The organism is Variovorax sp. J22P240 (assembly GCF_030316855.1).
Classification (GTDB): domain Bacteria; phylum Pseudomonadota; class Gammaproteobacteria; order Burkholderiales; family Burkholderiaceae_C; genus Variovorax.
The window spans coordinates 1,345,351-1,366,233 of the sequence record NZ_JASZYR010000001.1 but is presented as its reverse complement, the minus strand read 5'-3'; the positions used below and the strand labels follow the sequence as shown (position 1 = coordinate 1,366,233).

At 65.5% G+C, this 20,883-nt stretch carries 21 protein-coding genes and 1 tRNA gene; 15 read left to right on the top strand and 7 right to left on the bottom strand.

Going from position 1 to position 20,883, the window contains the following annotated elements:
• Window positions 1-135 precede the first annotated feature (135 nt).
• Window positions 136-456 carry a hypothetical protein gene (locus QTI24_RS06560; protein WP_286599122.1) on the top strand — a complete coding sequence of 107 codons (321 nt, stop codon included), beginning with the start codon at window positions 136-138 and terminating at the stop codon, window positions 454-456.
• Between the two features lie 4 nt (window positions 457-460).
• Window positions 461-952 carry a phage terminase small subunit P27 family gene (locus QTI24_RS06555; RefSeq protein ID WP_286599121.1) on the top strand — a complete coding sequence of 164 codons (492 nt, stop codon included), beginning with the start codon at window positions 461-463 and terminating at the stop codon, window positions 950-952.
• Between the two features lie 4 nt (window positions 953-956).
• Here QTI24_RS06555 and QTI24_RS06550 read toward each other — a convergent pair whose 3' ends face one another.
• Complete coding sequence (locus tag QTI24_RS06550) at window positions 957-1,274, bottom strand: DNA-binding transcriptional response regulator (RefSeq protein ID WP_286599119.1); 318 nt, start codon at window positions 1,272-1,274, stop codon at window positions 957-959.
• 914 nt (window positions 1,275-2,188) lie between these two features.
• Here QTI24_RS06550 and QTI24_RS06545 point away from each other — a divergent pair.
• The 3 genes from QTI24_RS06545 to QTI24_RS06535 all read left to right on the top strand — a co-directional run bounded on the left by QTI24_RS06545 (window position 2,189) and on the right by QTI24_RS06535 (window position 4,301).
• Window positions 2,189-2,281 (top strand) — tRNA-Leu (locus QTI24_RS06545).
• Window positions 2,282-2,303: 22 nt separating this feature from the next.
• The gene (locus tag QTI24_RS06540) at window positions 2,304-2,936 is read left to right on the top strand and encodes a DUF6806 family protein (protein ID WP_286599117.1); all 633 of its coding nucleotides are present in this window, start codon (window positions 2,304-2,306) and stop codon (window positions 2,934-2,936) included.
• Between the two features lie 66 nt (window positions 2,937-3,002).
• Window positions 3,003-4,301 (top strand): MFS transporter, encoded by a 1,299-nt coding sequence (locus QTI24_RS06535; protein ID WP_286599115.1) that lies wholly within the window; start codon window positions 3,003-3,005, stop codon window positions 4,299-4,301.
• A gap of 19 nt (window positions 4,302-4,320) precedes the next feature.
• Here QTI24_RS06535 and QTI24_RS06530 read toward each other — a convergent pair whose 3' ends face one another.
• Genes QTI24_RS06530 through QTI24_RS06520 form a run of 3 tightly spaced genes read right to left on the bottom strand, consistent with a single transcriptional unit; the run spans window position 4,321 to window position 7,495 of the window.
• Complete coding sequence (locus QTI24_RS06530; protein ID WP_286599114.1) at window positions 4,321-5,085, bottom strand: PA3715 family protein; 765 nt, start codon at window positions 5,083-5,085, stop codon at window positions 4,321-4,323.
• 8 nt (window positions 5,086-5,093) lie between these two features.
• Window positions 5,094-5,921, bottom strand: a complete 828-nt coding sequence (gene murI, locus QTI24_RS06525; protein ID WP_286599113.1) for a glutamate racemase — start codon at window positions 5,919-5,921, stop codon at window positions 5,094-5,096.
• Between the two features lie 23 nt (window positions 5,922-5,944).
• Window positions 5,945-7,495, bottom strand: coding sequence for a fumarate hydratase (locus QTI24_RS06520; RefSeq protein ID WP_286599112.1), 1,551 nt, complete (start codon window positions 7,493-7,495; stop codon window positions 5,945-5,947).
• A gap of 124 nt (window positions 7,496-7,619) precedes the next feature.
• Here QTI24_RS06520 and fumC point away from each other — a divergent pair, with 124 nt between their 5' ends.
• On the top strand, window positions 7,620-9,017 hold the full coding sequence (fumC, locus tag QTI24_RS06515; RefSeq protein WP_286599109.1) for a class II fumarate hydratase: 1,398 nt from the start codon (window positions 7,620-7,622) through the stop codon (window positions 9,015-9,017).
• Window positions 9,018-9,038: 21 nt separating this feature from the next.
• Here fumC and QTI24_RS06510 read toward each other — a convergent pair whose 3' ends face one another.
• Window positions 9,039-9,656, bottom strand: a complete 618-nt coding sequence (locus QTI24_RS06510) for a YqhA family protein (protein ID WP_286599107.1) — start codon at window positions 9,654-9,656, stop codon at window positions 9,039-9,041.
• Window positions 9,657-9,806: 150 nt separating this feature from the next.
• On the opposite strand from QTI24_RS06510, the gene acs reads away from it, so the two are divergent.
• Both acs and QTI24_RS06500 read left to right on the top strand, forming a co-directional pair.
• On the top strand, window positions 9,807-11,801 hold the full coding sequence (gene acs / locus QTI24_RS06505; RefSeq protein ID WP_286599106.1) for an acetate--CoA ligase: 1,995 nt from the start codon (window positions 9,807-9,809) through the stop codon (window positions 11,799-11,801).
• Window positions 11,802-11,888: 87 nt separating this feature from the next.
• Window positions 11,889-12,395 carry a LapA family protein gene (locus tag QTI24_RS06500; protein ID WP_286599104.1) on the top strand — a complete coding sequence of 169 codons (507 nt, stop codon included), beginning with the start codon at window positions 11,889-11,891 and terminating at the stop codon, window positions 12,393-12,395.
• Window positions 12,396-12,406: 11 nt separating this feature from the next.
• On the opposite strand, the gene QTI24_RS06495 is transcribed toward QTI24_RS06500, so the two are convergent.
• Window positions 12,407-12,712, bottom strand: coding sequence for a c-type cytochrome (locus QTI24_RS06495; RefSeq protein WP_286599102.1), 306 nt, complete (start codon window positions 12,710-12,712; stop codon window positions 12,407-12,409).
• A 104-nt stretch (window positions 12,713-12,816) separates the two neighbouring features.
• On the opposite strand from QTI24_RS06495, the gene QTI24_RS06490 reads away from it, so the two are divergent.
• A complete protein-coding gene (locus QTI24_RS06490; protein ID WP_286599101.1) occupies window positions 12,817-13,053 on the top strand; it encodes a TIGR04438 family Trp-rich protein in 237 nt (78 codons plus the stop codon).
• Between the two features lie 114 nt (window positions 13,054-13,167).
• On the opposite strand, the gene ilvD is transcribed toward QTI24_RS06490, so the two are convergent.
• Window positions 13,168-14,862 carry a dihydroxy-acid dehydratase gene (gene ilvD / locus QTI24_RS06485; protein ID WP_286599100.1) on the bottom strand — a complete coding sequence of 565 codons (1,695 nt, stop codon included), beginning with the start codon at window positions 14,860-14,862 and terminating at the stop codon, window positions 13,168-13,170.
• A gap of 98 nt (window positions 14,863-14,960) precedes the next feature.
• On the opposite strand from ilvD, the gene QTI24_RS06480 reads away from it, so the two are divergent.
• The 6 genes from QTI24_RS06480 to QTI24_RS06455 all read left to right on the top strand — a co-directional run bounded on the left by QTI24_RS06480 (window position 14,961) and on the right by QTI24_RS06455 (window position 20,877).
• Window positions 14,961-15,887, top strand: coding sequence for a LysR family transcriptional regulator (locus QTI24_RS06480; protein ID WP_286599099.1), 927 nt, complete (start codon window positions 14,961-14,963; stop codon window positions 15,885-15,887).
• Window positions 15,888-15,996: 109 nt separating this feature from the next.
• Entirely contained in the window at window positions 15,997-16,824 is an 828-nt protein-coding gene (gene lgt, locus QTI24_RS06475; RefSeq protein ID WP_286599098.1) for a prolipoprotein diacylglyceryl transferase, read from the top strand.
• Between the two features lie 120 nt (window positions 16,825-16,944).
• Window positions 16,945-17,613 carry a GntR family transcriptional regulator gene (locus tag QTI24_RS06470; RefSeq protein ID WP_286599097.1) on the top strand — a complete coding sequence of 223 codons (669 nt, stop codon included), beginning with the start codon at window positions 16,945-16,947 and terminating at the stop codon, window positions 17,611-17,613.
• On the top strand, window positions 17,610-19,046 hold the full coding sequence (locus QTI24_RS06465; RefSeq protein ID WP_286599096.1) for a malonyl-CoA decarboxylase: 1,437 nt from the start codon (window positions 17,610-17,612) through the stop codon (window positions 19,044-19,046). The genes QTI24_RS06470 and QTI24_RS06465 overlap by 4 nt, the downstream gene beginning before the upstream one ends.
• A gap of 71 nt (window positions 19,047-19,117) precedes the next feature.
• Window positions 19,118-20,104: a Bug family tripartite tricarboxylate transporter substrate binding protein gene (locus tag QTI24_RS06460; RefSeq protein ID WP_286599095.1), complete on the top strand. Its 987-nt coding sequence runs from the start codon at window positions 19,118-19,120 to the stop codon at window positions 20,102-20,104.
• Window positions 20,101-20,877 (top strand): enoyl-CoA hydratase/isomerase family protein, encoded by a 777-nt coding sequence (locus tag QTI24_RS06455; RefSeq protein ID WP_286599094.1) that lies wholly within the window; start codon window positions 20,101-20,103, stop codon window positions 20,875-20,877. Before QTI24_RS06460 ends, QTI24_RS06455 begins: the two co-directional genes overlap by 4 nt.
• Window positions 20,878-20,883 lie beyond the last annotated feature (6 nt).

Genomic DNA, 20,883 nt, shown 5'->3' with positions numbered 1-20,883 from the left:
TGTCCTGCTTCAGCATGACGAGCGCGCCCGCTCGATCGCCAAGCGGATTCTTGAAACGGAGGCGCAGGAAGTCCAGCGCCGCACCGCGGAGGCGGCCAGGCCCGCCGGGAAGCCACAGCACAAGGGAGTCCGAGCATGACCCAGCAATACATCACCCGCAGCATCCGGCGCATGTCGGATCACTTTTTGGTGAACACGCCCGATGGCATCAGCGAGCGCGTCTCGCTAAACCGCCCGGACATGGCCTATGACCTGGCCCTAAACATCTCGAAGACCGATCGACGCCAGGCGCGCCCCGCGCCGGCCACCGGCGCGCAGGAGTACGTCACCAAGGGGTTCTTGTTGGACGTGCTGGAACTGACGTGCAAGAAGGCCTTGCCGGTGATCGCGAAGAAGGCCAGCCAGCGCGCGATGGCCGAACTCGCGGTCGCGCGGGCCGAGCGCGTCCTGCGCTGATCCCATGAAGGGCCGACCACCAAAGTCAACCGCGCTGCACCTGGTCGACTCAGGTGGCAAGCTGGGAACGAATGCGCGCCGCCGGGCCCAGCACGAGGCACAGGTGCTTGATGCGTTGGGCGATCCCCCGGAGGACTTCAGCGAAGCACAGCGCCAGGCCTGGATGGCGATAGCGAGGCTCGCACCCGTCGGCCTGCTGACCAGCGCGGACCGCGAAATCTTCGCCGGCTTCGCGGTCACGGCCGCGCTGCGCGCACAGGTGCTGCAACTGTTCAACCGCAGCGGCGGTCATGTGCTCGTGCGAGATGCCGCACACAACGCCTTGGTGCTCAACCCATTGATGCGTGAGTACCGCCGGATGACGGAGCAGCTGCGCACGCTCGGCTCGGAGCTAGGTTTCTCGCCCACGGCGCGGGCTCACCTTGCCAGCGTCCTTGCCAACGAGGACGCCAAGACCGATGAGCTCATGAGCTTCCTGGCGCAGGGCCGGACTTGACTCGTTACCCGAGTGCGCCGGCCCGACGCACAGCCGCGCGCAACTGCCGTACGGCGACCGGTCGTTCAAGAAACTCAGTGGCATCCAGCCGAGCGATATCCACTGCCGTGCGAAACGTCGTGTGCGGCCCCAGAACAATGACCGGCAGCGTGTTGCCCGAGCTCCTGAGATCGCGCACCAATTGGAGGGTGGCCGTCTCGTCCTCGTCGCAGGAAAGGATCAGGCAGTGTCCGGGTCCGCGCGGCAATCTCGCGAGAAGGTCGGGGCCGCCATCGACAAAGACCAACTCTGCGCTGCGAGCAAGCGCGGCTTCGATCCACACCCGATCGCGAGGGTCAGCGAGACAGACACTCACAACCGTAGGCATGGTTTACCTCGGGCGCATGAACAGCGTGCCCCCTGACACGATGATGAGCACCAAGAATTGTCCAGTCCATCCCGGCGACTACGCGGTACACGTACGTGGTTCTAGGCCGGCCGCACCACCCCCTGTTCCAAGCCCAATCCACCGCCGCCCATCGAGGCTCACCAAGCCCCGTTTCCGGCCCTCCACGCGCCTTTCTGCCTGACCCCCACCCAACCCCCGCCGATCGCCAAAGGGCGCCCAAATCGCCGGCGCGGCGCCGGCCCGGAGCGGCCGCACAAAAAGCGCCACATTCGCCGCGGTGCGCCCCGCTCGACCCAGCCCGGACGAGGGTTCGCGGCCCAGTCGGAGCATTCCCCCCCGACGCGCGTGCACCCCGCCCCCGCTGGGGCGGCTATCCTGAAGTGATGCTCAACAGGATCATCGTCGTGCTATTCGTCCTCGTGGCTCTGGCGTGGGCGGCGCTCATCTGGACGCTGCCGAGCATGTTCTGAGCGTTGCTCGTTCTCAGCCGCTTTCGGACTGACCCCTGCACCAACCCCTGCCTGGCGTCTGTGCGCGGCTCCTACGGGCTCACCGGGGCGTTCCCTGGGGGCGCCCGCTTTCCGCCGCTTAGGGCCCTCCGATCCAACTTCTCCGGTTCAACAGACTGGTTATCCAAATAATCGGACTGCAAATGACTGTATATAATTGCGTGCCCCTTGGTGCAGCGCCAGACCGGAAATTGCTCAAAATAGCTTGCAAATCCGTCTAGCCCGGTTCGACTCCGGGTCGCGCCTCCACCTGCCTTCGGTACTCAAAAAAACGCAGCCCCGCCAACCAACGTTGTCGGGGCTGTTTTTGTTTGGGGTATCGTCAACGTCCGATCGGACGCCCGGATGGTGAAATTGGTAGACACATCGGACTTAAAATCCGCCGCTTCCTGCATAAGGGGCGTACCGGTTCGACCCCGGTTCCGGGCACCACCACACTACAAGGGAGCAAGACATGCCTCGTTATAACGCTCCGTTCGAAATCCACGTGCACGGCGATGTGCCGCTGCGTTCCGATGTGAGCTTCGAGCAGATCCAGGAAGCGCTCAAGCCGCTCTGGAAATACGCCGGCGCGCGTTCGCTGGCCGATGGCGCGACGAGCGTCTATGAAGAAGAGCCCGGCATCCGCTTCGAGCAGAAAGACCACATGCTCCAGATTTGCTGGACGGTCGCTGGCGACGAGGATTTCCGCCAGGCGCTCGACGAGATGTGCATGGCGCTCAACGAACTCGCGGAACAGGGTGCTGCGCTCGAAGTCACTTTCTACGACACCGACTTCGACGAGGAAGAGGGCGACCCCGACGAGGAATCGCGCGACGACTTCCTGATGCTCTTCGTCGGACCCAACCCCGCCGCGATCATGCAAGTGCAGCGCGACCTGCTGGTCGAGGACGTTGTCAACCTGATGGAGCGCCACTTCGACGGCGCCGAACTCGGCGGCGTGGTCGCCGAGATCGACAAGCTGTTCGGCGATCGCTTCGATGCGCTGGTGAACTCGCTCGAGATCGGCAAGCGGCCGCGTGGCGGCACCGGTGGTGCGGGTAGCGGCGGCCACGGCGGTGGACGCCGGCCGCGACACCTGCACTAAGTTCGGCGCGACAGGGGCGGTCAGGCCGCTCCGCTATGCTCGGCAACGTGTTCGAGGAGACGTTGCTTGGCCCTTTTCCCCCAATCTGCCCTCCGGTCCGGCGTGCGCAAGCGCGAGGTCTTTGGTTGGGCCATGTACGACTTCGCCAATTCGGGCTACACCACCGTCGTGATCACCGCGGTGTTCGCCGCGTACTTTGTCGGCGGTATCGCGAAGGGAGCGCCCTGGGGTCCTTTTGCATGGACGATGGCCCTGAGCATCTCGTACGCGATCGTGATGCTCACCATGCCCGCCATCGGCGCCTGGGCCGACCTTCACGCCGCCAAGAAGCGGGTGCTGATGATCGTCACCGCGGGCTGCGTTGTCGGCACCGCGGCGCTGGCCCTCACGCCGCGCCTAGGCGGCACCTACGCCGTCGCGCTGGCCATGGTGCTGGTGATCATTTCCAACACCTTCTATTCGTATGGCGAGTCGCTCACCGGCGCCTTCCTGCCCGAACTCGCGACGGCCGAAGGCATGGGCAAGGTCAGTGGCTGGGGCTGGGCCTTCGGCTACATCGGCGGGATGCTCGCGCTGGGCCTGTGTCTGGCCTACGTGCTCTCGGCGCAGGCCCAGGGCTTGCCGGCCGCGCACTTCGTGCCGGTCACGATGCTCATCACGGCTGCGATCTACGGCTTGGCCGCCTGCGTTACCTTTGTGTTGTTGCCTGAACGCGCCGTGCCGCAGAAGCGCGGTGAAGAGCAAAGCGCCTGGCTGCAACTGAGCAGCACCTTTCGCGAGGCACGTGCCTACGGCGACTTCATGTGGCTGCTGGCCTGCACCGTCTGCTACCAGGGCGGGGTGGCTGTCGCGATCACGCTGGCAGCCATCTACGCCGAGCAGGTCATCGGCTTCGTCCCGAGCGAAACCATGGTGCTGATCTTCGTGCTCAACATCGCGGCGGCGCTCGGGGCGTTCGTGTTCGGCTATTGGCAGGATCGGCTCGGCCACAAGCGCTCGCTTGCGGGCACGCTCGTGGCCTGGATCGCCGTGTGCGTGATTGCGGCCTCGGTGACGACGAAAGGCGGCTTCTGGTGGGCTGCTTCGATCGCCGGACTGGCGATGGGATCGAGTCAGTCGGCGGGGCGGGCGATGACTGGCGTTCTCGCTCCACCGCGCCAACTCGCCGAATTCTTCGGGCTCTGGACCTTCGCGACGCGGCTGGCCAGCATCATCGGTCCGCTGAGCTACGGCGCCATCACCTGGATGACCGGGGGCAACCAGCGCATCGCCATCCTTTCGACGGCGGCGCTGTTCGTCGCCGGGCTGCTGCTTCTGCTGCCGATCGACATGCGGCGCGGTCGCGAGGCGGCCTTGCGCGCCTGACGCTGAAATCCCACCGGCGCTAGTCGGACGCGACGGCCTTGGAGGCGCGGTAGCCCGCCCCGTCGTAGCGCAGCACGCTCGACTTGAAGGTCGGTGCCCGCTCGTGCGTCGCGCATTCCTCTCCCTGGGGCGCGGAGCGGCTCTTCGATCGCGCCTCGCGGAGGATCAGGTCGGCATAGCCGCTGTGCGTGCTGCCGCGCGCTACCGACAGGGTTCCGCGGACGGTCTCGAAGTTGCCGGTGCAGTTGGTGTCCCATTCACCGCGTTCCAGTGTCACCGGGAGGGCGTCGAGCACCTTGGCGAGCTTCTGGCCCTGCGGTACGTAGAGCGTCAGCGTTTCCTCGGAATAGGGATTGGCGCGCGACGAGCCCTGGCGAAGAATTCGCACACCGAAGGCGCGCGCATCTGCGGCTAGCGTGTAGCGCGCCGTATCGACCTTGATCTCGCCGATGCGCACGGTGTCCTCGATCAACGCGGATTCCTCGAAGAGGCGGCTGACGATCTTGGCGCGCTCCGTGTTGCCGTTGTCGGCCTGCTGCACCACCAGCACGTCGAGGTCGAACTGCGCGGCGCCTGGCTCGGACGACGGCCGTGGCATGGGCAGCACAACGATGAAGCGGCCCGGCAAGCCCCGCCAGGGGTCGCACACGGCGCGTTCGTGGTCGAGCGCACGCTGAGGGTGCAGCTTGGCGTGCATGCGCTCTGCGAGGCCCGTATCGCACGCGGCGTGGCCTGCGATGCAGAAGGCGGCCAGAAGGCCGGCGGCGAGGAATCTGCGGACCATACGTGGCGTCAGGTGGTCGCCACGACGGCGGCTTGCGCAAGGCTTGCGGGACCGGCGGCCAGCGCCAGCCAGCGCGATGCGGCCGCGTCCAGCGATTCGGGCGCTGCGCTGCTGAGCAGCAACACGGCACCGTTGCCTACCGGCGCGAGCTGTCCCGCCTGGCCGAGAAGCCGGCGCGTCTGCTGCGCCACCGGCAGGCCGGTGTCGATGAAGCGCACGGCATCGCCCGTTTGGCGCCGCAGTTCGTCGGCGATGAAGGGGTAGTGCGTGCAGCCGAGCACCAGGGTGTCGATCTGCCCGGCATCGCTCCCGTAGCGACCCGCAGCACCCGTGTACTGCTCGCACAGGGCCGCGATTCTCGGCACGTCGGACTGCTCGATCGCACCCGCCAACCCGTCGCAGGGCACGATGTGGAAGCTGGCCTCCCCGGCGAGCGAAGCCCGCAGCGTCGCGAACTTGCGGCTCTCGACTGTCACGCGCGTTGCCATGACCGCGATGTGCCCCGTCCTGCTCAGCGCCACCGCAGGCTTGAGGGCGGGTTCGACACCGATCACAGGCAGCGTCGGGTGATCCGCCCGAATCCGGTGGATCGCAGCCGCCGTCGCGGTGTTGCACGCCACGACCAACGCCTTGATGCAATGAGTCTCCAGCAGATACCGCGCGACAGCGCCGCTGCGTTCGCCGACAAAGGCGTCGCCGCGCTCCCCGTACGGCGCATGGGCGGTGTCCGCGAAGTAGACGAACCGCTCGTGCGGCAACTCCTCACGCAGCGCGTTGAGGACGCTCAGGCCCCCAACGCCGCTGTCGAACACGCCGATCGGACGATCGGCGCTCATGAGATTGCCGACCGGCGTCATGCTCAGGCCGGTTGCAGCGCGATCGTCTTGAACTCGCCGCTCGCAATGCGCTTCTGCCACTCGGCCGGGCCGGTGATGTGGGCGCTGGTGCCGCCGGCGTCGACCGCCACCGTGACGGGCATGTCGACGACGTCGAATTCATAGATCGCTTCCATGCCGAGGTCCGCGAAGCCGACCACCTTGGCGGTCTTGATCGCCTTGCTCACGAGGTATGCGGCGCCGCCGACCGCCATCAGGTAGGCGCTCTGGTGCTTCTTGATCGACTCGATGGCGACCGGGCCGCGCTCGGCCTTGCCGATCATGGCGATCAGGCCGGTCTGGGCGAGCATCATTTCGGTGAAGCCGTCCATGCGCGTGGCGGTGGTCGGGCCGGCGGGGCCGACGGCCTCGTCGCCGACCGGATCGACCGGGCCGACGTAGTAGATCACTCGGTTGGTGAAGTCCACCGGCAGCTTCTCGCCCTTGGCGAGCATGTCGGCGATGCGCTTGTGCGCCGCATCGCGACCGGTGAGCATCTTGCCGTTCAGCAGCAGCGTGTCGCCCGGCTTCCAGCTCGCGACTTCGGCGGGCGTGAGCTTGTCGAGATCGACGCGCTTGCTCTTGTTGTAGTCGGGCGCCCAGTCGATCTTGGGCCAGAGGTCCAGCGAGGGCGCTTCGAGGTACACGGGGCCGGAGCCATCGAGCACGAAATGCGCGTGGCGCGTCGCCGCGCAGTTCGGGATCATGGCGACCGGCTTGCTGGCCGCGTGCGTCGGGTACATCTTGATCTTGACGTCGAGCACGGTGGAGAGACCACCCAAGCCCTGCGCGCCGATACCGAGCGCATTGACCTTCTCGTACAGCTCGATGCGCAGCGCCTCGACCTTGCTGAGTTCCGCGCCCGAGGCCTTTTTGGCCTGCAACTCGTGCATGTCGAGGTCGTCCATCAGGCTTTCCTTGGCGAGCAGGGTGGCCTTCTCGGCCGTGCCGCCGATGCCGATGCCCAGCATGCCGGGCGGGCACCACCCCGCGCCCATGGTCGGTACGGTCTTGAGCACCCAGTCCACGATGCTGTCGCCGGGGTTGAGCATCGCGAGCTTGCTCTTGTTCTCGCTGCCGCCGCCCTTGGCCGCGACGGTCACTTCAACGGTGTTGCCGGGCACGATCTCCGTGAAGATCACGGCCGGCGTGTTGTCCTTGGTGTTCTTGCGGTCGAACTGCGGATCGGCCACGACCGAGGCGCGCAGCATGTTGTCGGGATGGTTGTAGCCGCGGCGCACGCCTTCGTTGATGGCGTCGTCCAGGCTGCCGGTGAAGCCGCCCCAGCGCACGTCCATACCCACCTTGAGGAACACGTTGACGATGCCCGTGTCCTGGCAGATCGGGCGGTGCCCGGTCGCGCTCATCTTGCTGTTGGTCAGGATCTGCGCCATCGCGTCCTTGGCCGCGGGGCTCTGCTCGCGTTCGTAGGCCTTGGCCAGGTGCGCGATGTAGTCGGTCGGGTGGTAGTAGCTGATGTATTGAAGCGCGGCGGAAACCGACTCGATCAGGTCGGCTTGCTGAATGATGGTCATGGCGATTTCGTGGGGGTGGGTGGCGGACAAACCCCGCAATTATCCCCGCCGCGGCTCGTGCCTGTCCGACAGCGTCCTGGATAGCCTTGTGCTATCTTCATTCGTCAAGTAAGGATCAGGCCTTATGAGCACTACACCCAAGACCCGCGTCGAGCGCGATACCTTCGGCCCCATCGAAGTGCCTGCCGACAAGCTGTGGGGCGCGCAAACGCAGCGCTCGCTGCAGAATTTCGACATCTCCGGCGAGCGACAGCCGCGCGAGATCATCCGGGCGCTGGCGCAGGTCAAGCGTGCGTCGGCGGTGGTGAACCATGCGCTGGGCCTGCAGGATGAAAAAAAGACCCAGGCCATCGTGGCGGCGGCCGATGAGGTCATCGCCGGCAAACATGACGATGAATTTCCCCTGGTTGTCTGGCAGACCGGCTCTGGCACACAGACCAACATGAACGTCAACGAAGTGCTCGCCAACCGCGCCAGCGAACTGCTTGGCGGCGAGCGCGGAGAAGGGCGGCTGGTACACCCGAATGACGACGTCAACCGCAGCCAGTCGTCGAACGACGTGTTTCCCACGGCCATGCACGTCGCGGCGGTCGACGCGATCACGCACAAGCTGCTCCCCGCCATCGTCAAACTGCGCGCCACGCTCGACAAGAAATCGAAGGACTTCGCAGACATCGTGAAGATCGGCCGCACCCATTTGCAGGACGCGACGCCGCTTACGCTGGGCCAGGAGTTCTCCGGTTATGTGGCGCAGCTTGCGCACGGCGAGGCGCACGTGCGCGCGACGCTGCCGCACCTGTGCGAGCTCGCGCTGGGAGGCACGGCGGTCGGCACAGGCCTCAATGCGCCCAAGGGCTATGCCGAGCAGGTAGCAGCCGAACTGGCGAGGCTCACGGGCCTGCCCTTCATCACAGCGCCGAGCAAGTTCGAAGCGATGGCGAGCGTCGACGGCATGGTACATGCGCATGGCGCGCTGAAAACTCTCGCTGCGAGCATGACCAAGATTGCCAACGACGTGCGATGGCTCGCGAGCGGTCCGCGCAGCGGCATCGGCGAACTCAGCATCCCGGAGAACGAGCCCGGCTCGTCCATCATGCCGGGCAAGGTCAATCCGACGCAGAGCGAGGCCGTCACGATGCTCGCGGCCCAGGTGTTCGGGAACGACGTCGCGATCAACATCGGCGGCGCCTCGGGCAACTTCGAGCTCAATGTGTTCCGCCCGATGGTTGCGCACAACTTCCTGCAAAGCGTGCGCCTGCTGGCGGACGGCATGGTGAGCTTCAACGACCATTGCGCGGTGGGCATCGAGCCGAACCGCGAGCGCATCACCGAACTGGTCCAGCGCTCGTTGATGCTGGTGACGGCGCTCAACACCCATATCGGCTACGACAAGGCCGCCTTCATCGCGAAGAAGGCGCACAAGGAAGGCAGCAGCCTGCGCGATGCGGCCATCGCCTCGGGACACCTGACCGCCGAGCAATTCGATCAGTGGGTGATTCCCGAGAATATGACCGGGCGGTGATCGGTTACCGCCCGACCGGACTCAGTGGTCGGCGGAAGGGCCGGGCGACATCAACCGGTCGGTGACCGCGATTGCCATGGCCGACAGCAGGAAGGTGATGTGGATCGCGGTCTGCGCGATCAGCACTCGGTCGGTGTAGTTGTCCGCGTTGATGAAGGTCTTGAGCAGGTGGATCGAGCTGATGCCGATGATGGCCGTCGCGAGCTTCACCTTCAGTACCGATGCGTTCACGTGGCTCAGCCACTCCGGCTGGTCGCGATGGCCTTCGAGGTTCATGCGGCTCACGAAGGTCTCGTAGCCGCCGACGATCACCATGATGAGCAGGTTGGAGATCATCACCACATCGATCAGCGCCAGCACCACCAGCATGATGACGGTCTCATTGAGCGAGGTGACGGGCGCGGTGGTCTTGTAGCCGATGCTGGTGACCAGCGCCTCGAGCGCGTCCTTGCTCCCGAAAGCCGCTTCCACGAGGTGCAGCAGTTCCACCAGGAAATGCACGACGTACACACCCTGCGCGACGATGAGCCCCAGATACAGCGGCAGCTGCAGCCATCGGCTAGCGAAGATCAGGTTGGGCAACGGGCGTAGCGGCGAAGTCTTACCAGTGGGCGGTAGGAGGGGGTCGGTGTTGGACATCGATGCGAATCGGTGGGAAAGGCGCGATTCTAGGGGCCGCATGCCGGCGTCGGTAGCATGGCCCCTATCGTTAACATGCTCCGTCAGTGATCCGTAAGTGCGGACGCCCACATTACCGGCCGTAGTGAACGTAGGTACAGGAGACAACGAATGAGCAGCGCTTCCACGATCGAATCCGTCCTGGTCGAAAACCGCGTGTTTCCACCCGACGCGCGTGCCAGCAAGGGCGCGCGCATCGCGGACATGGCCGCGTACGACGCCCTCTGCAAGGAAGCGTCGGACGATTTCGAAGGCTTCTGGGCCCGTCAGGCGCGCGCCAACGTCGTATGGAGCAAGCCTTTCACGCGCACACTGGACGAATCCAATCCGCCTTTCTACAGGTGGTTCGACGACGGCGAACTCAACGCCTCGGCCAACTGCCTCGACAAGCACATGGGCACGCAGGTCGAGAACAAGACCGCGATCATCTTCGAGGCCGACGATGGTGCCGTCACGAAGGTCACGTACAGGGAACTCCTGGCGCGCGTCTCGCAATTCGCCAATGCGCTGAAGGCCCAGGGCATCCAGAAGGGCGACCGCGTCATCATCTACATGCCGATGACCATCGAGGGCGTCATCGCCATGCAGGCCTGCGCCCGCATCGGCGCGACCCATAGCGTGGTGTTCGGCGGCTTCTCGGCCAAGGCGCTGCAGGAGCGCATCATCGACGCCGGTGCCGTGGCGGTCATCACTGCCAACTTCCAGCTGCGCGGCGGCAAGGAACTGCCGCTCAAGGCCATCGTGGACGACGGCATCGCGCTGGGCGGCTGCGAGTCGATCAAGACCGTGCTGGTCTACCAGCGCACCGCGACTCCCTGCAACATGGTGGCTGGCCGCGACAAGACCTTCGACGAGGCGCTCAAGGGGCAGGGCACCGAGTGCGCCCCGGTCCCGGTCGGCGCGGAGCACCCGCTTTTCATCCTCTACACCTCCGGTTCGACGGGCAAGCCCAAGGGCGTGCAGCATTCGACCGGCGGGTACCTGCTGTGGGCCAAGCTCACGATGGACTGGACCTTCGACATCCGTCCGGAAGACATTTTCTGGTGCACCGCCGACATCGGCTGGATCACCGGCCACACCTACGTCGCCTACGGCCCGCTGGCGGCCGGCGCCACGCAGGTGGTGTTCGAAGGCATCCCGACCTTCCCGCATGCGGGCCGCTTCTGGCAGATGATCGAAAAGCACAAGGTCTCGATCTTCTATACCGCGCCGACTGCGATCCGTTCGCTCATCAAGGCCGCCGACAGCGACGAAAAGGTACACCCGAAGAACTGGGACCTGTCTTCGCTGCGGATCCTCGGCACGGTGGGCGAGCCGATCAATCCCGAAGCCTGGATGTGGTACTACCGGAACGTTGGCCACGAGAAGTGCCCGATCGTCGACACCTTCTGGCAGACCGAGACCGGCGGCCACGTCATCACGCCTTTGCCGGGCGCCACGCCACTGGTGCCGGGTTCGTGCACGCTGCCGCTGCCCGGCATCATGGCCGCGATCGTCGACGAGACCGGCAAGGACATTCCCCACGGCGCCGGGGGCATGCTGGTCATCAAGCGGCCGTGGCCGTCGATGATCCGCACGATCTGGAACGATCCCGAGCGCTTCAAGAAGAGCTACTTCCCGGAAGAGATGGGCGGCACGACCTACCTTGCGGGCGATGGCGCCGTGCGCAGCGCCGATCGGGCCTACTTCCGCATCACGGGGCGCATCGACGACGTGCTCAACGTGTCGGGCCACCGCCTTGGCACGATGGAGATCGAATCTGCGCTCGTTGCCAAGACCGATCTGGTGGCCGAGGCTGCGGTCGTCGGCCGGCCGGACGATCTCACCGGCGAAGCGGTCTGCGCCTTCGTCGTGCTCAAGCGCGGTCGTCCGAGTGGTGACGAGGCCAAGCAGATCGCCGCCGAACTCCGCAACTGGGTGGCCAAGGAAATCGGCCCCATCGCCAAGCCCAAGGACATCCGCTTCGGCGAGAACCTGCCGAAGACGCGCAGCGGAAAGATCATGCGGCGCTTGCTGCGCAGCATCGCCAAGGGCGAGGCGATCACGCAGGACACCTCCACGCTGGAGAACCCGGCCATCCTCGAACAGCTCGGCCAGGCGTACTGATTTCGCCGTCCGCGCCCCCGTCCGACAAGGCGGATGGCGGGGATGCGTTACAAACAGCCCATTTGATCGTCCAGAGGAGACAACATCATGGGACTGAGAACCGGTGTGCTGCTGGTCGTCGTGCTGCTGATCGTGGCGCTGGCGGCGTTGAACTGGGGTTTGCTTGTCACGCCCACCGCCATGTCGATCGGCTTCATGCAGGTCACCGCTCCATTCGGACTGATCATGCTGGGGCTCACGGCGTTGCTGGGCATCTTCTTCGTGGCCTACATCGTGTACCTGCAAAGTTCGATCCTGATGGAGACGCGCCGTCACACCAAGGAGATGCAGGCCCAGCGCGATCTCGCCGACAAGGCGGAGGCTTCACGTTTTACGGAACTGCGCAATTTCCTGGAGGCGCAGGAGAACGCCCACATGGCGCGCAATGCCGAGCGGCACGCCGCGCTGCTCGCCCGGGTGGAGCAGCTCGAGACGGCATTCAAGATGCGCTCCGAGCAATCGGACAACACGATCGCTGCCCATATCGGCCAGTTGGAAGACCGTTTCGATCGCCGGGCCTCGGCGTCGGCGGCAGGCATGCCGCCAGCGGTCTGAGCGCGCTACGCCTATTTGGTCGACAGCACCCAGGCGGCCAGTTTCTTGGCGTCCGCTTCGCTGACCTGGTTGTTCGCCGGCATCGGTATCTGGCCCCAGACGCCAGAGCCGCCCTTCACGATCTTGGTGGCGAGCATGTCGACGGCGCCCTTGTCGTCCTTGTACTTCGCGGCCACGTCCTTGAACGACGGCCCGAGCACCTTGCGATCGACCGCGTGGCAGCTCATGCAGTTCTTCGAAGTGGCGAGGGCCAGGTCGGCGAAAGCGGGCGCGGCACAGCCAAGGCTCAATGCGGCAAGCAGAAGTGCTTTTTTCATGGGGTCTTATCGAGTCGGTGCGTTAAAGTCGATCCAACGCGATTGTAGGTAACGCGGTGCACACCGCTTTCCACGCGTCTGCGCAAATAACGGAGGAGTTCGCGATGTGGTTTCTGATGCTGGGCCTGCTCGGGGTGGCTCTCAAATTGCTCGAGGTCGGCGCGGTCGCCACATGGAGCTGGTGGATCGTCCTGATTCCGTTCGCTCTGGCGATCGCGTGGTGGGCATGGGCTGACTCGTCCGGCTACACCAAGCGCAAGGTGGTCGAGCGGGAGAACGCGCGCCGGCAGGCACGCATCGATCGCCAGCGGAGCAAGCTCGGGACGCTGCGCAGGAAATAGGCACACCCCCAGGCTGCGCGCACTTCGTGTCGATTCGCCTACCCCCTTGCAGGGGGCTATACCGGCGGACCGGCTGAGCCGGATCCGCGGTATTCCTGGAAGGCGCGCTCCAGTTCAGAAGTTGTCGAGCACTGCGCCTGAGCTGGCGCTGGAGGCGTTGAAGGCGAACTTGGCTTGCACGCCGCGGGTGTAGCGGGGGGCGGGGGCCTTCCAGCCTTCACGGCGCTTGGCGATCTCGGCGTCGGGGACGTTGAGTTCAAGCTTGAGCTGATGGGCGTCGATGGTGATGGAGTCGCCTTCGTTGACGAACGCGATCGTGCCGCCGGCCGCGGCTTCGGGCGCGACGTGGCCGACCACCATGCCCCAAGTGCCACCGGAGAAGCGGCCGTCGGTGATGAGGCCGACGCTCTCGCCAAGACCCGCACCGATCAGCGCGCCGGTGGGTGCCAGCATTTCCGGCATGCCGGGACCACCCTTCGGGCCGAGGTAACGCAGCACCATCACGTCGCCGGCCTTGATCTTGCCGTCGAGGATGGCCTGCAAGGCGGACTGCTCGTCATCGAACACGCGTGCCGGGCCGGTGATAACCGGGTTCTTGAGGCCGGTGATCTTCGCGACCGCGCCTTCGGGCGAGAGATTGCCTTTCAGGATCGCGAGGTGGCCTTCGGCGTACATCGGATTGCTGATCGGGCGGATTACATCCTGATCGGCGCGCGGCTGGTCGGGCACGTCCTTCAGCACCTCGGCGATGGTCTGGCCGGTGATGGTGATGCAGTCGCCATGCAGGAGTCCCGCGTTCAGCAGCACCTTCATGACTTGCGGAATGCCGCCCGCCTTGTGGAGGTCGACGGCGAGGTACTTGCCGCTGGGCTTCAGGTCGCATAGCACGGGCACCTTCTTGCGCATGCGCTCGAAGTCGTCGATGGACCAATCCACGCCGGCCGTGTGCGCGATGGCCAGGAAGTGCAGCACCGCGTTGGTCGATCCGCCGGTCGCCATGATCACGGACACCGCGTTCTCGATGGCCTTCTTCGTCACGATGTCGCGCGGCTTGATGTCCTTCTTGATCGCCTCGATCAGCACCTTGGCCGATTCCTTGGCGGAGTTGGCCTTCTCGTCGTGCGGATTGGCCATGGTCGACGAGTAGGGCAGCGAAATGCCGAGCGCCTCGAAGGCGGAACTCATCGTGTTGGCCGTGTACATGCCGCCGCAGGAGCCCGTGCCCGGGATCGCGCGCATCTCGATTTCCCTCAGTTCCTCGTCGCTCATGTTGCCGGCGGCGTTCTGGCCAACCGCCTCGAACACGCTCACGATGTTCAGGTCCTGGCCCTTGTACCTGCCCGGCAGGATGGTGCCGCCGTAGACGTAGATGGCGGGCACGTTGGCGCGCAGCATGCCCATGAGGCCGCCGGGCATGTTCTTGTCGCAGCCGCCGATGACCAGTACGCCGTCCATCCACTGCCCGCCGACGCAGGTCTCGATGCAGTCGGAAATGACTTCGCGGCTCACGAGCGAGTATTTCATGCCCTCGGTGCCCATCGCCATGCCGTCCGAGATGGTGGGCGTGCCGAACACCTGGGCGTTGCCGCCGGCTTCCTCGATGCCGGCGATGGCCGCGTCCGCCAGCTTCTGCAGGCCCGAATTGCACGGCGTGATCGTGCTGTGGCCGTTCGCCACGCCGACCATCGGCTTCTTGAAGTCGCCTTCCTCGTAGCCCATCGCGTAGAACATCGAGCGGTTGGGAGCGCGGCTCTTGCCTTCGACGATGTTGGCGCTGCGGCGGTTGATCTGGATCGTTTTGGTGTCCATCGTGTGTCTCGTGGGTCGGGAATCGGGGACGCCAAGTATCGGACGATTGATTGATTGGTTCCAATCCGTTTTTTGTGTCTGATTGATATGCTTCGCATATGAAAGAAGCATGGATCGACTTGCGCGCCTGGCGCCAGTTCGTCGCCGTCGCCGAAGAACTGCATTTCGGCCGCGCTGCCCAGCGCCTGCACATGACGCAGCCGCCGGTCACGCAGGCCATCGCGCAGCTCGAGAAGACGCTGGGTGTCGTGCTGTTCGACCGCACGCGACGCCGGGTGGCGCTCACGCCGGCCGGCGAGGCGCTGTTGCCCGACGTCCGCGAACTGCTGGCCCGTGCGCAAGCCCTCCCGGCGCGCGCCAAGGCGGCGGCGGCGGGCGAGGTCGGACGCGTGCGGCTTGCCTTCGTATCCACCATCGGCTTCGAGCGCCTGCCGGCTTGGGTGCGCGAGTTCCGCATCCAGTGTCCGGAGGTCGCGCTGGAACTGGTCGAGGCCACCGGCGACGTGCAACTCGAGGCCTTTTCGCGCGGTGAGATCGATGCGGGCCTGATGCTGCATTCGCCCGGCTTCGCGCCGCCGGGGTTGGAGCGGCTGTCGGTGTCCGAAGAGCCACTGGTCCTGGCGTTGCCGGCAAAGCATCCTCTCGCAAAGGTGAGCAAGGTGTGCCTCGCCGACGCCTTGGTCGAGCCACTCGTGATCTTTCCGCGCCGCATCGTGCCGTCGATGCACGACACGATCTTCGGCCTCTACCACGCAGCAGGGCGAACCCCCGAAGTTGCGCAAGAAGCCATCCAGATGCAGACCATCGTGAACCTGGTCTGGGGCGGCCTCGGCGTGGCCTGGGTGCCCGAAAGCGTCATGCAGTTCAGGCGGTCGGGGGTCGTCTATCGCGCCGCCAGCGAGTTCGAGCCCGCAGCCCGCCGTCGAACCGCTGCACCCTTACCGAACTGCGAAACGAGCCTGGTCTGGCCGTCGCACATCGACAACCCCGCCCTGACGCGCTTCATCAATTTCATCAGGACTTGAGAGTCCAGGAATACCGCGGATCCGGCAACGTCGGTCCGCCGGTATCGCCCCCTGCAAGGGGTGGAGAGCGACACGAAGTGCGCGAGCCCGGGGGTGTTTTAATCTGTTCATGCTCATGTACCCGCAGATCAACCCCGTGGCCCTGCAGCTCGGGCCCGTCGCCATTCATTGGTATGGCCTGACCTATCTGGCCGCCTTCGCACTGTTCTTTTTTCTCGGCACGCGTCGGCTGAAGCACGAGCCATTCCGCTCCATCACCCGACCGGGCGCATGGACCCGCAAGGACCTCGAAGACATCCTTTTCCTGGGCGTGATGGGGGTGATCGTCGGTGGCCGGCTGGGCTACTGCTTGTTTTACAAGCCGGGTTTCTATCTCACGCACCCGCTCGAAATCTTTTTTGTCTGGCAGGGCGGCATGAGCTTCCATGGCGGGCTGCTGGGGGTGATCGCCTCGATGGTGTGGTTCGCACGCTCGCGCTCGCGGCCGTTCTGGCAGGTGATGGACTTCGTAGCGCCCTGCGTGCCCACGGGGCTGGCCGCCGGCCGCGTCGGCAATTTCATCAACGGCGAACTCTGGGGCCGTTTCAGCAGCCCCGATCTGCCGTGGGGCATGGTGTTCCCGCAAAGCGAGTCGATGCTGCCGCGCCATCCGTCGCAGGTCTATCAGTTCCTGCTCGAGGGATTGCTGCTCTTCGTCCTGCTATGGCTCTATGCCCGCAAGGAACGCCGGGAGCGCCGCGTGTCGGCCGTCTTCCTGATCGGCTACGGGCTGATGCGCTTCATCGCGGAATACTTCCGTGAGCCCGACGACTTCCTCGGCCTGCTCGCGCTCAACATGAGCATGGGGCAATGGCTCTGCGTGCCGATGATCGTGTTCGGCGTATGGCTCTATGTCAGTGCGCCTGCCCAGAGAAGTGCGGCGACCGCGCGAGTTTGAGCGCCGGCCCGCGGCAGGGTATCTCCGAACGAAAAATGCGTTGCTCGCGGTCGCGGGCTTCTGATAATTACGCATAATTTCCAGAAATCACAGCCGGCCCAAATCGCCTGATCGCTCGCCATGCGACTCGTCCACAACTCCCTGCACGACGAAGTAGCCGCCACCCTCCGCGAGGAGATCTTCGCCGGGGCGATGGCGCCGGGCAGTTTTGTCGATGAGGCGGCTCTGTGCGAGCGGCTGGAGATTTCGCGCACGCCCCTGCGCGAAGCGTTGAAGGTGCTCACGGCCGAGGGGCTGCTGCGCCATGAACCGCGGCGCGGCTGCTTCGTGGCCGAGGTCACTCAGCGCGACCTGGACGACATCTTTCCGGTGATTGCGCTGCTGGAAGGGCGTTGCGCCTGGGAGGCCGCGCGCAATGCGAGCGATGCCGACCTCGAAGCGCTCGAAACGCTGCACGTCAGGCTCGCGAAGAACGCGAGTGCGAAACGCATCAACGAGTACTACGCCACCAACTTTGCGATCCACGAAGCCATCATCATGCTGGCCGACAACCGCTGGCTCGCGCAGGTGATCGGCGATCTGCGCAAGATCCTCAAGCTTGCGCGACTGCAGCAACTGCATGCTCCGGGGCGGCTCGACCAGAGCCTCTCGGAGCATCTCGCCGTGTTCGCCGCGCTGAAGGCGCGCGACAGCGACGGCGCGGAGGCCGCCATGCGCACCCATCTCAACCGTCAGCGCGAAGCCCTGCGGGCCGTCGCGCTCCAACAGAAGGCGAAGCTCATTTCATGAATGCCAGCGACTGGATCACGCGCGGCGTTTCGCGCCTGCGCCCGGGAAGCGCCCCGGAAGCAAAGAAGACTGCGTCCACCTCGGGCCCTCGACCGTTGTCCGAACGACTCGAAGCGACGCTGCGCCGCAATGGCGAGGCGCTTGCGCCCCGCGCGTTGCGCCGTGCGCTGGTCGAACTGCAGGCAGTCGTCGACCCGCGTGTGAGCGAGGTCGAGGCCGGTCGCCGCGCCCATGCGGTCGTGCAGTGGTACGCCGGCCGCGACCTGGACGAGCGGCGCGACATCTGGCTGCTCATGAGCGAACGCTTCGCGCCCGACGTACAGAAGCTCAGCGATGCCCGCGACCAGCACGGGGCTGCGGTCGGCACGCCCGACGAGGGTCAGGCCGAAGTGCACTTGCGGCGCGCGCTCATCTCGCCGCGAGCGCGCCTGCTGCAGCGCTTTGCCATCGACCCCGACGGCATGCGCTTTCTGGTCGACCTGCGTGCCGAACTGCTGCCGCACCTCAAGGGTGACCGAAGGCTCTTGCAGCTGGACGCCGAGCTCGAGCACCTGTTCTCGACATGGTTCGACGTGGCCTTTCTCGATCTGCGCCGTATCAGTTGGGACTCGCCGGCCTCGCTGATCGAGAAGCTGATCCAGTACGAGGCCGTGCACGACATCAAGAGCTGGGCCGACGTCAAGAACCGGCTCGACAGCGATCGCCGCTGCTACGGCTTCTTCCACCCGCGCCTTCCGAACACGCCGCTGATCTTCGTGGAGGTGGCGCTGGTCGATCGCGTCAGCGAAGGCATCGTCCCACTGCTCGACGAAGCGGCGGCGCTGGTCAAGCCGGACAAGGCCACGACCGCCATCTTCTATTCGATCAGCAACACCCAGACCGGCCTGCGCGGAGTGAGCTTCGGCGACTCGCTGATCAAGCGTGTGGTCGAGACGCTGCAGGAAGAACTGCCGCGCCTGAAGACTTTCTCCACGCTGTCGCCGATCCCGGGGTTTCGCGGATGGCTCGCCAAGCACGCGGCCGGCATGGTGGAGCGGCTCGACGAAAAACGCGCGACCGAGCTGGGCCGCGTGGTCGGCTCCCTGCCGCCCACGGCCGAGCGCTTTCTGGCCGCAGCCGAGGAGACGAGCGCGCTCGACGCCAAGTCGCCCGTGCGTCAGCTGCTGCTGAATTCGGCTGCCGAATACCTCGGCCGCGCGACCGCTGACGGCAAGCCGGTCGATCCGGTCGCGCGCTTCCATCTCGGCAACGGCGCGCGTGTGGAGCGCCTCAACTGGGCCGGCGATCCCTCGCCGAAGGGACTGAAGCAGTCCTACGGCCTGATGGTCAACTATCTCTACGATCTGAAGCGGCTCGACAAGCATCGGGCGCTGCTCGCGCAGGGCAAGGTCGCGGTGTCCGGCGACATCGACGATCTCTTCCTGAAGAGTTGATTTTCGGAGGGCCGATTCCAGCGCGCCGAAGGCCCCGGCGCACGAGAGTTCACAACGACAGGAGACAAGCAATGACCCCCAATTTCCAGCGGCGCGACGTATTGCGCCTTGCCGCAGCCACCGCCGCAGCGCTGTCCGGCGGCGCATGGGCCCAGGCTACCTGGCCCACCAAGCCGGTGACGATGATCGTTCCATTCCCGGCGGGCGGTGGTACCGACGCCTTCGCACGGCCGCTGTCCGCACAGTTCAGCCGCATCACGGGCCAGACGCTGGTGATCGACAACCGGGGCGGCGCCGGCGGCACCTTGGGTGCCAGCATCGCGGCCAAGGCGCAGCCCGACGGCTACACGCTCTTCATGGGCGCCGTGCACCATGCCATTGCGCCGTCGGTCTATCCCAAGCTCGACTACGACATCGAGAAGGATTTCGTGCCGCTGCTCCTGTTGGCCAATGTGCCGCAGGTGGTGGTGGTCAATCCCAAGCGCGTGACCGCGACGACGCTCAAGGCCTTCGTCGCTGCCGCCAAGCAGAACCCTGGCAAGCTCAACTACGCCTCGGCCGGTGCGGGAACCTCGCACCACCTGGCGGGCGAGTTGTTCAAGCTGCAGACCGGAACCTTCATCACCCACATTCCCTACAGGGGCGCCGGCCCTGCGCTGCAGGACCTGATCGCCGGAAATGTCGACGTGATGTTCGACGGACTCGGTTCCTCGGCTCAGCACATCAAGGCGGGGCGGATCAAGGCGCTGATGGTTGCCGGCAGCAAGCGCAACCCGGCGTTCCCCGACGTGCCTTGCGCCGCTGAAGTGGGTCTGCCGGACTACACCGTGACCACCTGGTATGGCCTCTGGGCGCCCAAGGGCACCCCGGCCGACGTGCAGACGAAGATCATCGACGACATGAAGAAGGCGCTCGCGACGGATGACTTGAAGGCGATCTGGGCCAGCAACGGATCGGAAATCCCCAGCCTGGCCGGACCCGCCTACGGTGCGTTCGTGAACTCGGAGATCAAGCGTTGGGCTGCAGTGGTCAAGGAATCGGGAGCCAAGCTGGAATGACAGCATCGATCAGGCTGCGCAGCGAGGGCCCGATCGCATTCGTGACGATCGCGAATGCGAGCAGGCTCAACGCGATGACGCGCGCCATGTGGCGCGAACTCCGCGCCGTCTTCGAGGGACTGGCGCAGGACGCATCGCTGCGCTGCGTCGTCGTTGGCGGGGAGGGTGACGCCTTCTGTGCCGGCGGCGACATTTCCGAGTACCCGTCTTTCCGTTTCGACGAGACGCGCCTGCGCGAGTTTCACGAGAACGAAGTGTGGGCCGCGCTCGCTGCGATGCTGGCTTGCGAGCTGCCGCTGGTGGCGCGAATCGAAGGCGCCTGCATGGGTGCCGGACTTGAAATTGCGAGCTGCTGCGACATTCGCCTGGCGGGCACTTCGTCCAAGTTCGGCGCGCCGATCGCGAAGCTGGGCTTTCCGATGGCCCCGCGCGAGGCGGCGCTCGTGCACGGCGCGATCGGCGATGCGCTGGCGCGCGACATGCTGCTGGCCGCCAGTGTGCACGGCGCCGATCGGCTCTACGACGCTGGCTTCCTGTTGCGGGTGATGCCCGATGCGGAAGTGGCCGCCGAAGCGCTGGCCCACGCGCAGCGCATTGCCGAGTTGGCACCCGAGGCCGCAAGACTCAACAAGCGTACTTTTGCCGCGCTTCGCCGATCCGCGGCGCACGAATCGATCGCACCGCTGCTCGCGGCCGCCTATGACTATGCCGACTCCGCGGAGCATCGCGAAGGCATCGCGGCCTTCCTCTCCAAGCGCGCACCCGTCTTCTGAAATCAC

Bases quoted from the DNA above. Each gene is read 5' to 3' on its own strand.
- QTI24_RS06560 (WP_286599122.1), top strand. From the start codon at position 136: ATGACCCAGCAATACATCACCCGCAGCATCCGGCGCATGTCGGATCAC.
- QTI24_RS06555 (WP_286599121.1), top strand. From the start codon at position 461: ATGAAGGGCCGACCACCAAAGTCAACCGCGCTGCACCTGGTCGACTCA.
- QTI24_RS06540 (WP_286599117.1), top strand. From the start codon at position 2,304: ATGCCTCGTTATAACGCTCCGTTCGAAATCCACGTGCACGGCGATGTG.
- QTI24_RS06530 (WP_286599114.1), bottom strand. From the start codon at position 5,085: ATGGTCCGCAGATTCCTCGCCGCCGGCCTTCTGGCCGCCTTCTGCATC.
- murI (WP_286599113.1), bottom strand. From the start codon at position 5,921: ATGAGCGCCGATCGTCCGATCGGCGTGTTCGACAGCGGCGTTGGGGGC.
- QTI24_RS06520 (WP_286599112.1), bottom strand. From the start codon at position 7,495: ATGACCATCATTCAGCAAGCCGACCTGATCGAGTCGGTTTCCGCCGCG.
- fumC (WP_286599109.1), top strand. From the start codon at position 7,620: ATGAGCACTACACCCAAGACCCGCGTCGAGCGCGATACCTTCGGCCCC.
- QTI24_RS06510 (WP_286599107.1), bottom strand. From the start codon at position 9,656: ATGTCCAACACCGACCCCCTCCTACCGCCCACTGGTAAGACTTCGCCG.
- acs (WP_286599106.1), top strand. From the start codon at position 9,807: ATGAGCAGCGCTTCCACGATCGAATCCGTCCTGGTCGAAAACCGCGTG.
- QTI24_RS06500 (WP_286599104.1), top strand. From the start codon at position 11,889: ATGGGACTGAGAACCGGTGTGCTGCTGGTCGTCGTGCTGCTGATCGTG.
- QTI24_RS06495 (WP_286599102.1), bottom strand. From the start codon at position 12,712: ATGAAAAAAGCACTTCTGCTTGCCGCATTGAGCCTTGGCTGTGCCGCG.
- QTI24_RS06490 (WP_286599101.1), top strand. From the start codon at position 12,817: ATGTGGTTTCTGATGCTGGGCCTGCTCGGGGTGGCTCTCAAATTGCTC.
- ilvD (WP_286599100.1), bottom strand. From the start codon at position 14,862: ATGGACACCAAAACGATCCAGATCAACCGCCGCAGCGCCAACATCGTC.
- QTI24_RS06480 (WP_286599099.1), top strand. From the start codon at position 14,961: ATGAAAGAAGCATGGATCGACTTGCGCGCCTGGCGCCAGTTCGTCGCC.
- lgt (WP_286599098.1), top strand. From the start codon at position 15,997: ATGCTCATGTACCCGCAGATCAACCCCGTGGCCCTGCAGCTCGGGCCC.
- QTI24_RS06470 (WP_286599097.1), top strand. From the start codon at position 16,945: ATGCGACTCGTCCACAACTCCCTGCACGACGAAGTAGCCGCCACCCTC.
- QTI24_RS06465 (WP_286599096.1), top strand. From the start codon at position 17,610: ATGAATGCCAGCGACTGGATCACGCGCGGCGTTTCGCGCCTGCGCCCG.
- QTI24_RS06460 (WP_286599095.1), top strand. From the start codon at position 19,118: ATGACCCCCAATTTCCAGCGGCGCGACGTATTGCGCCTTGCCGCAGCC.
- QTI24_RS06455 (WP_286599094.1), top strand. From the start codon at position 20,101: ATGACAGCATCGATCAGGCTGCGCAGCGAGGGCCCGATCGCATTCGTG.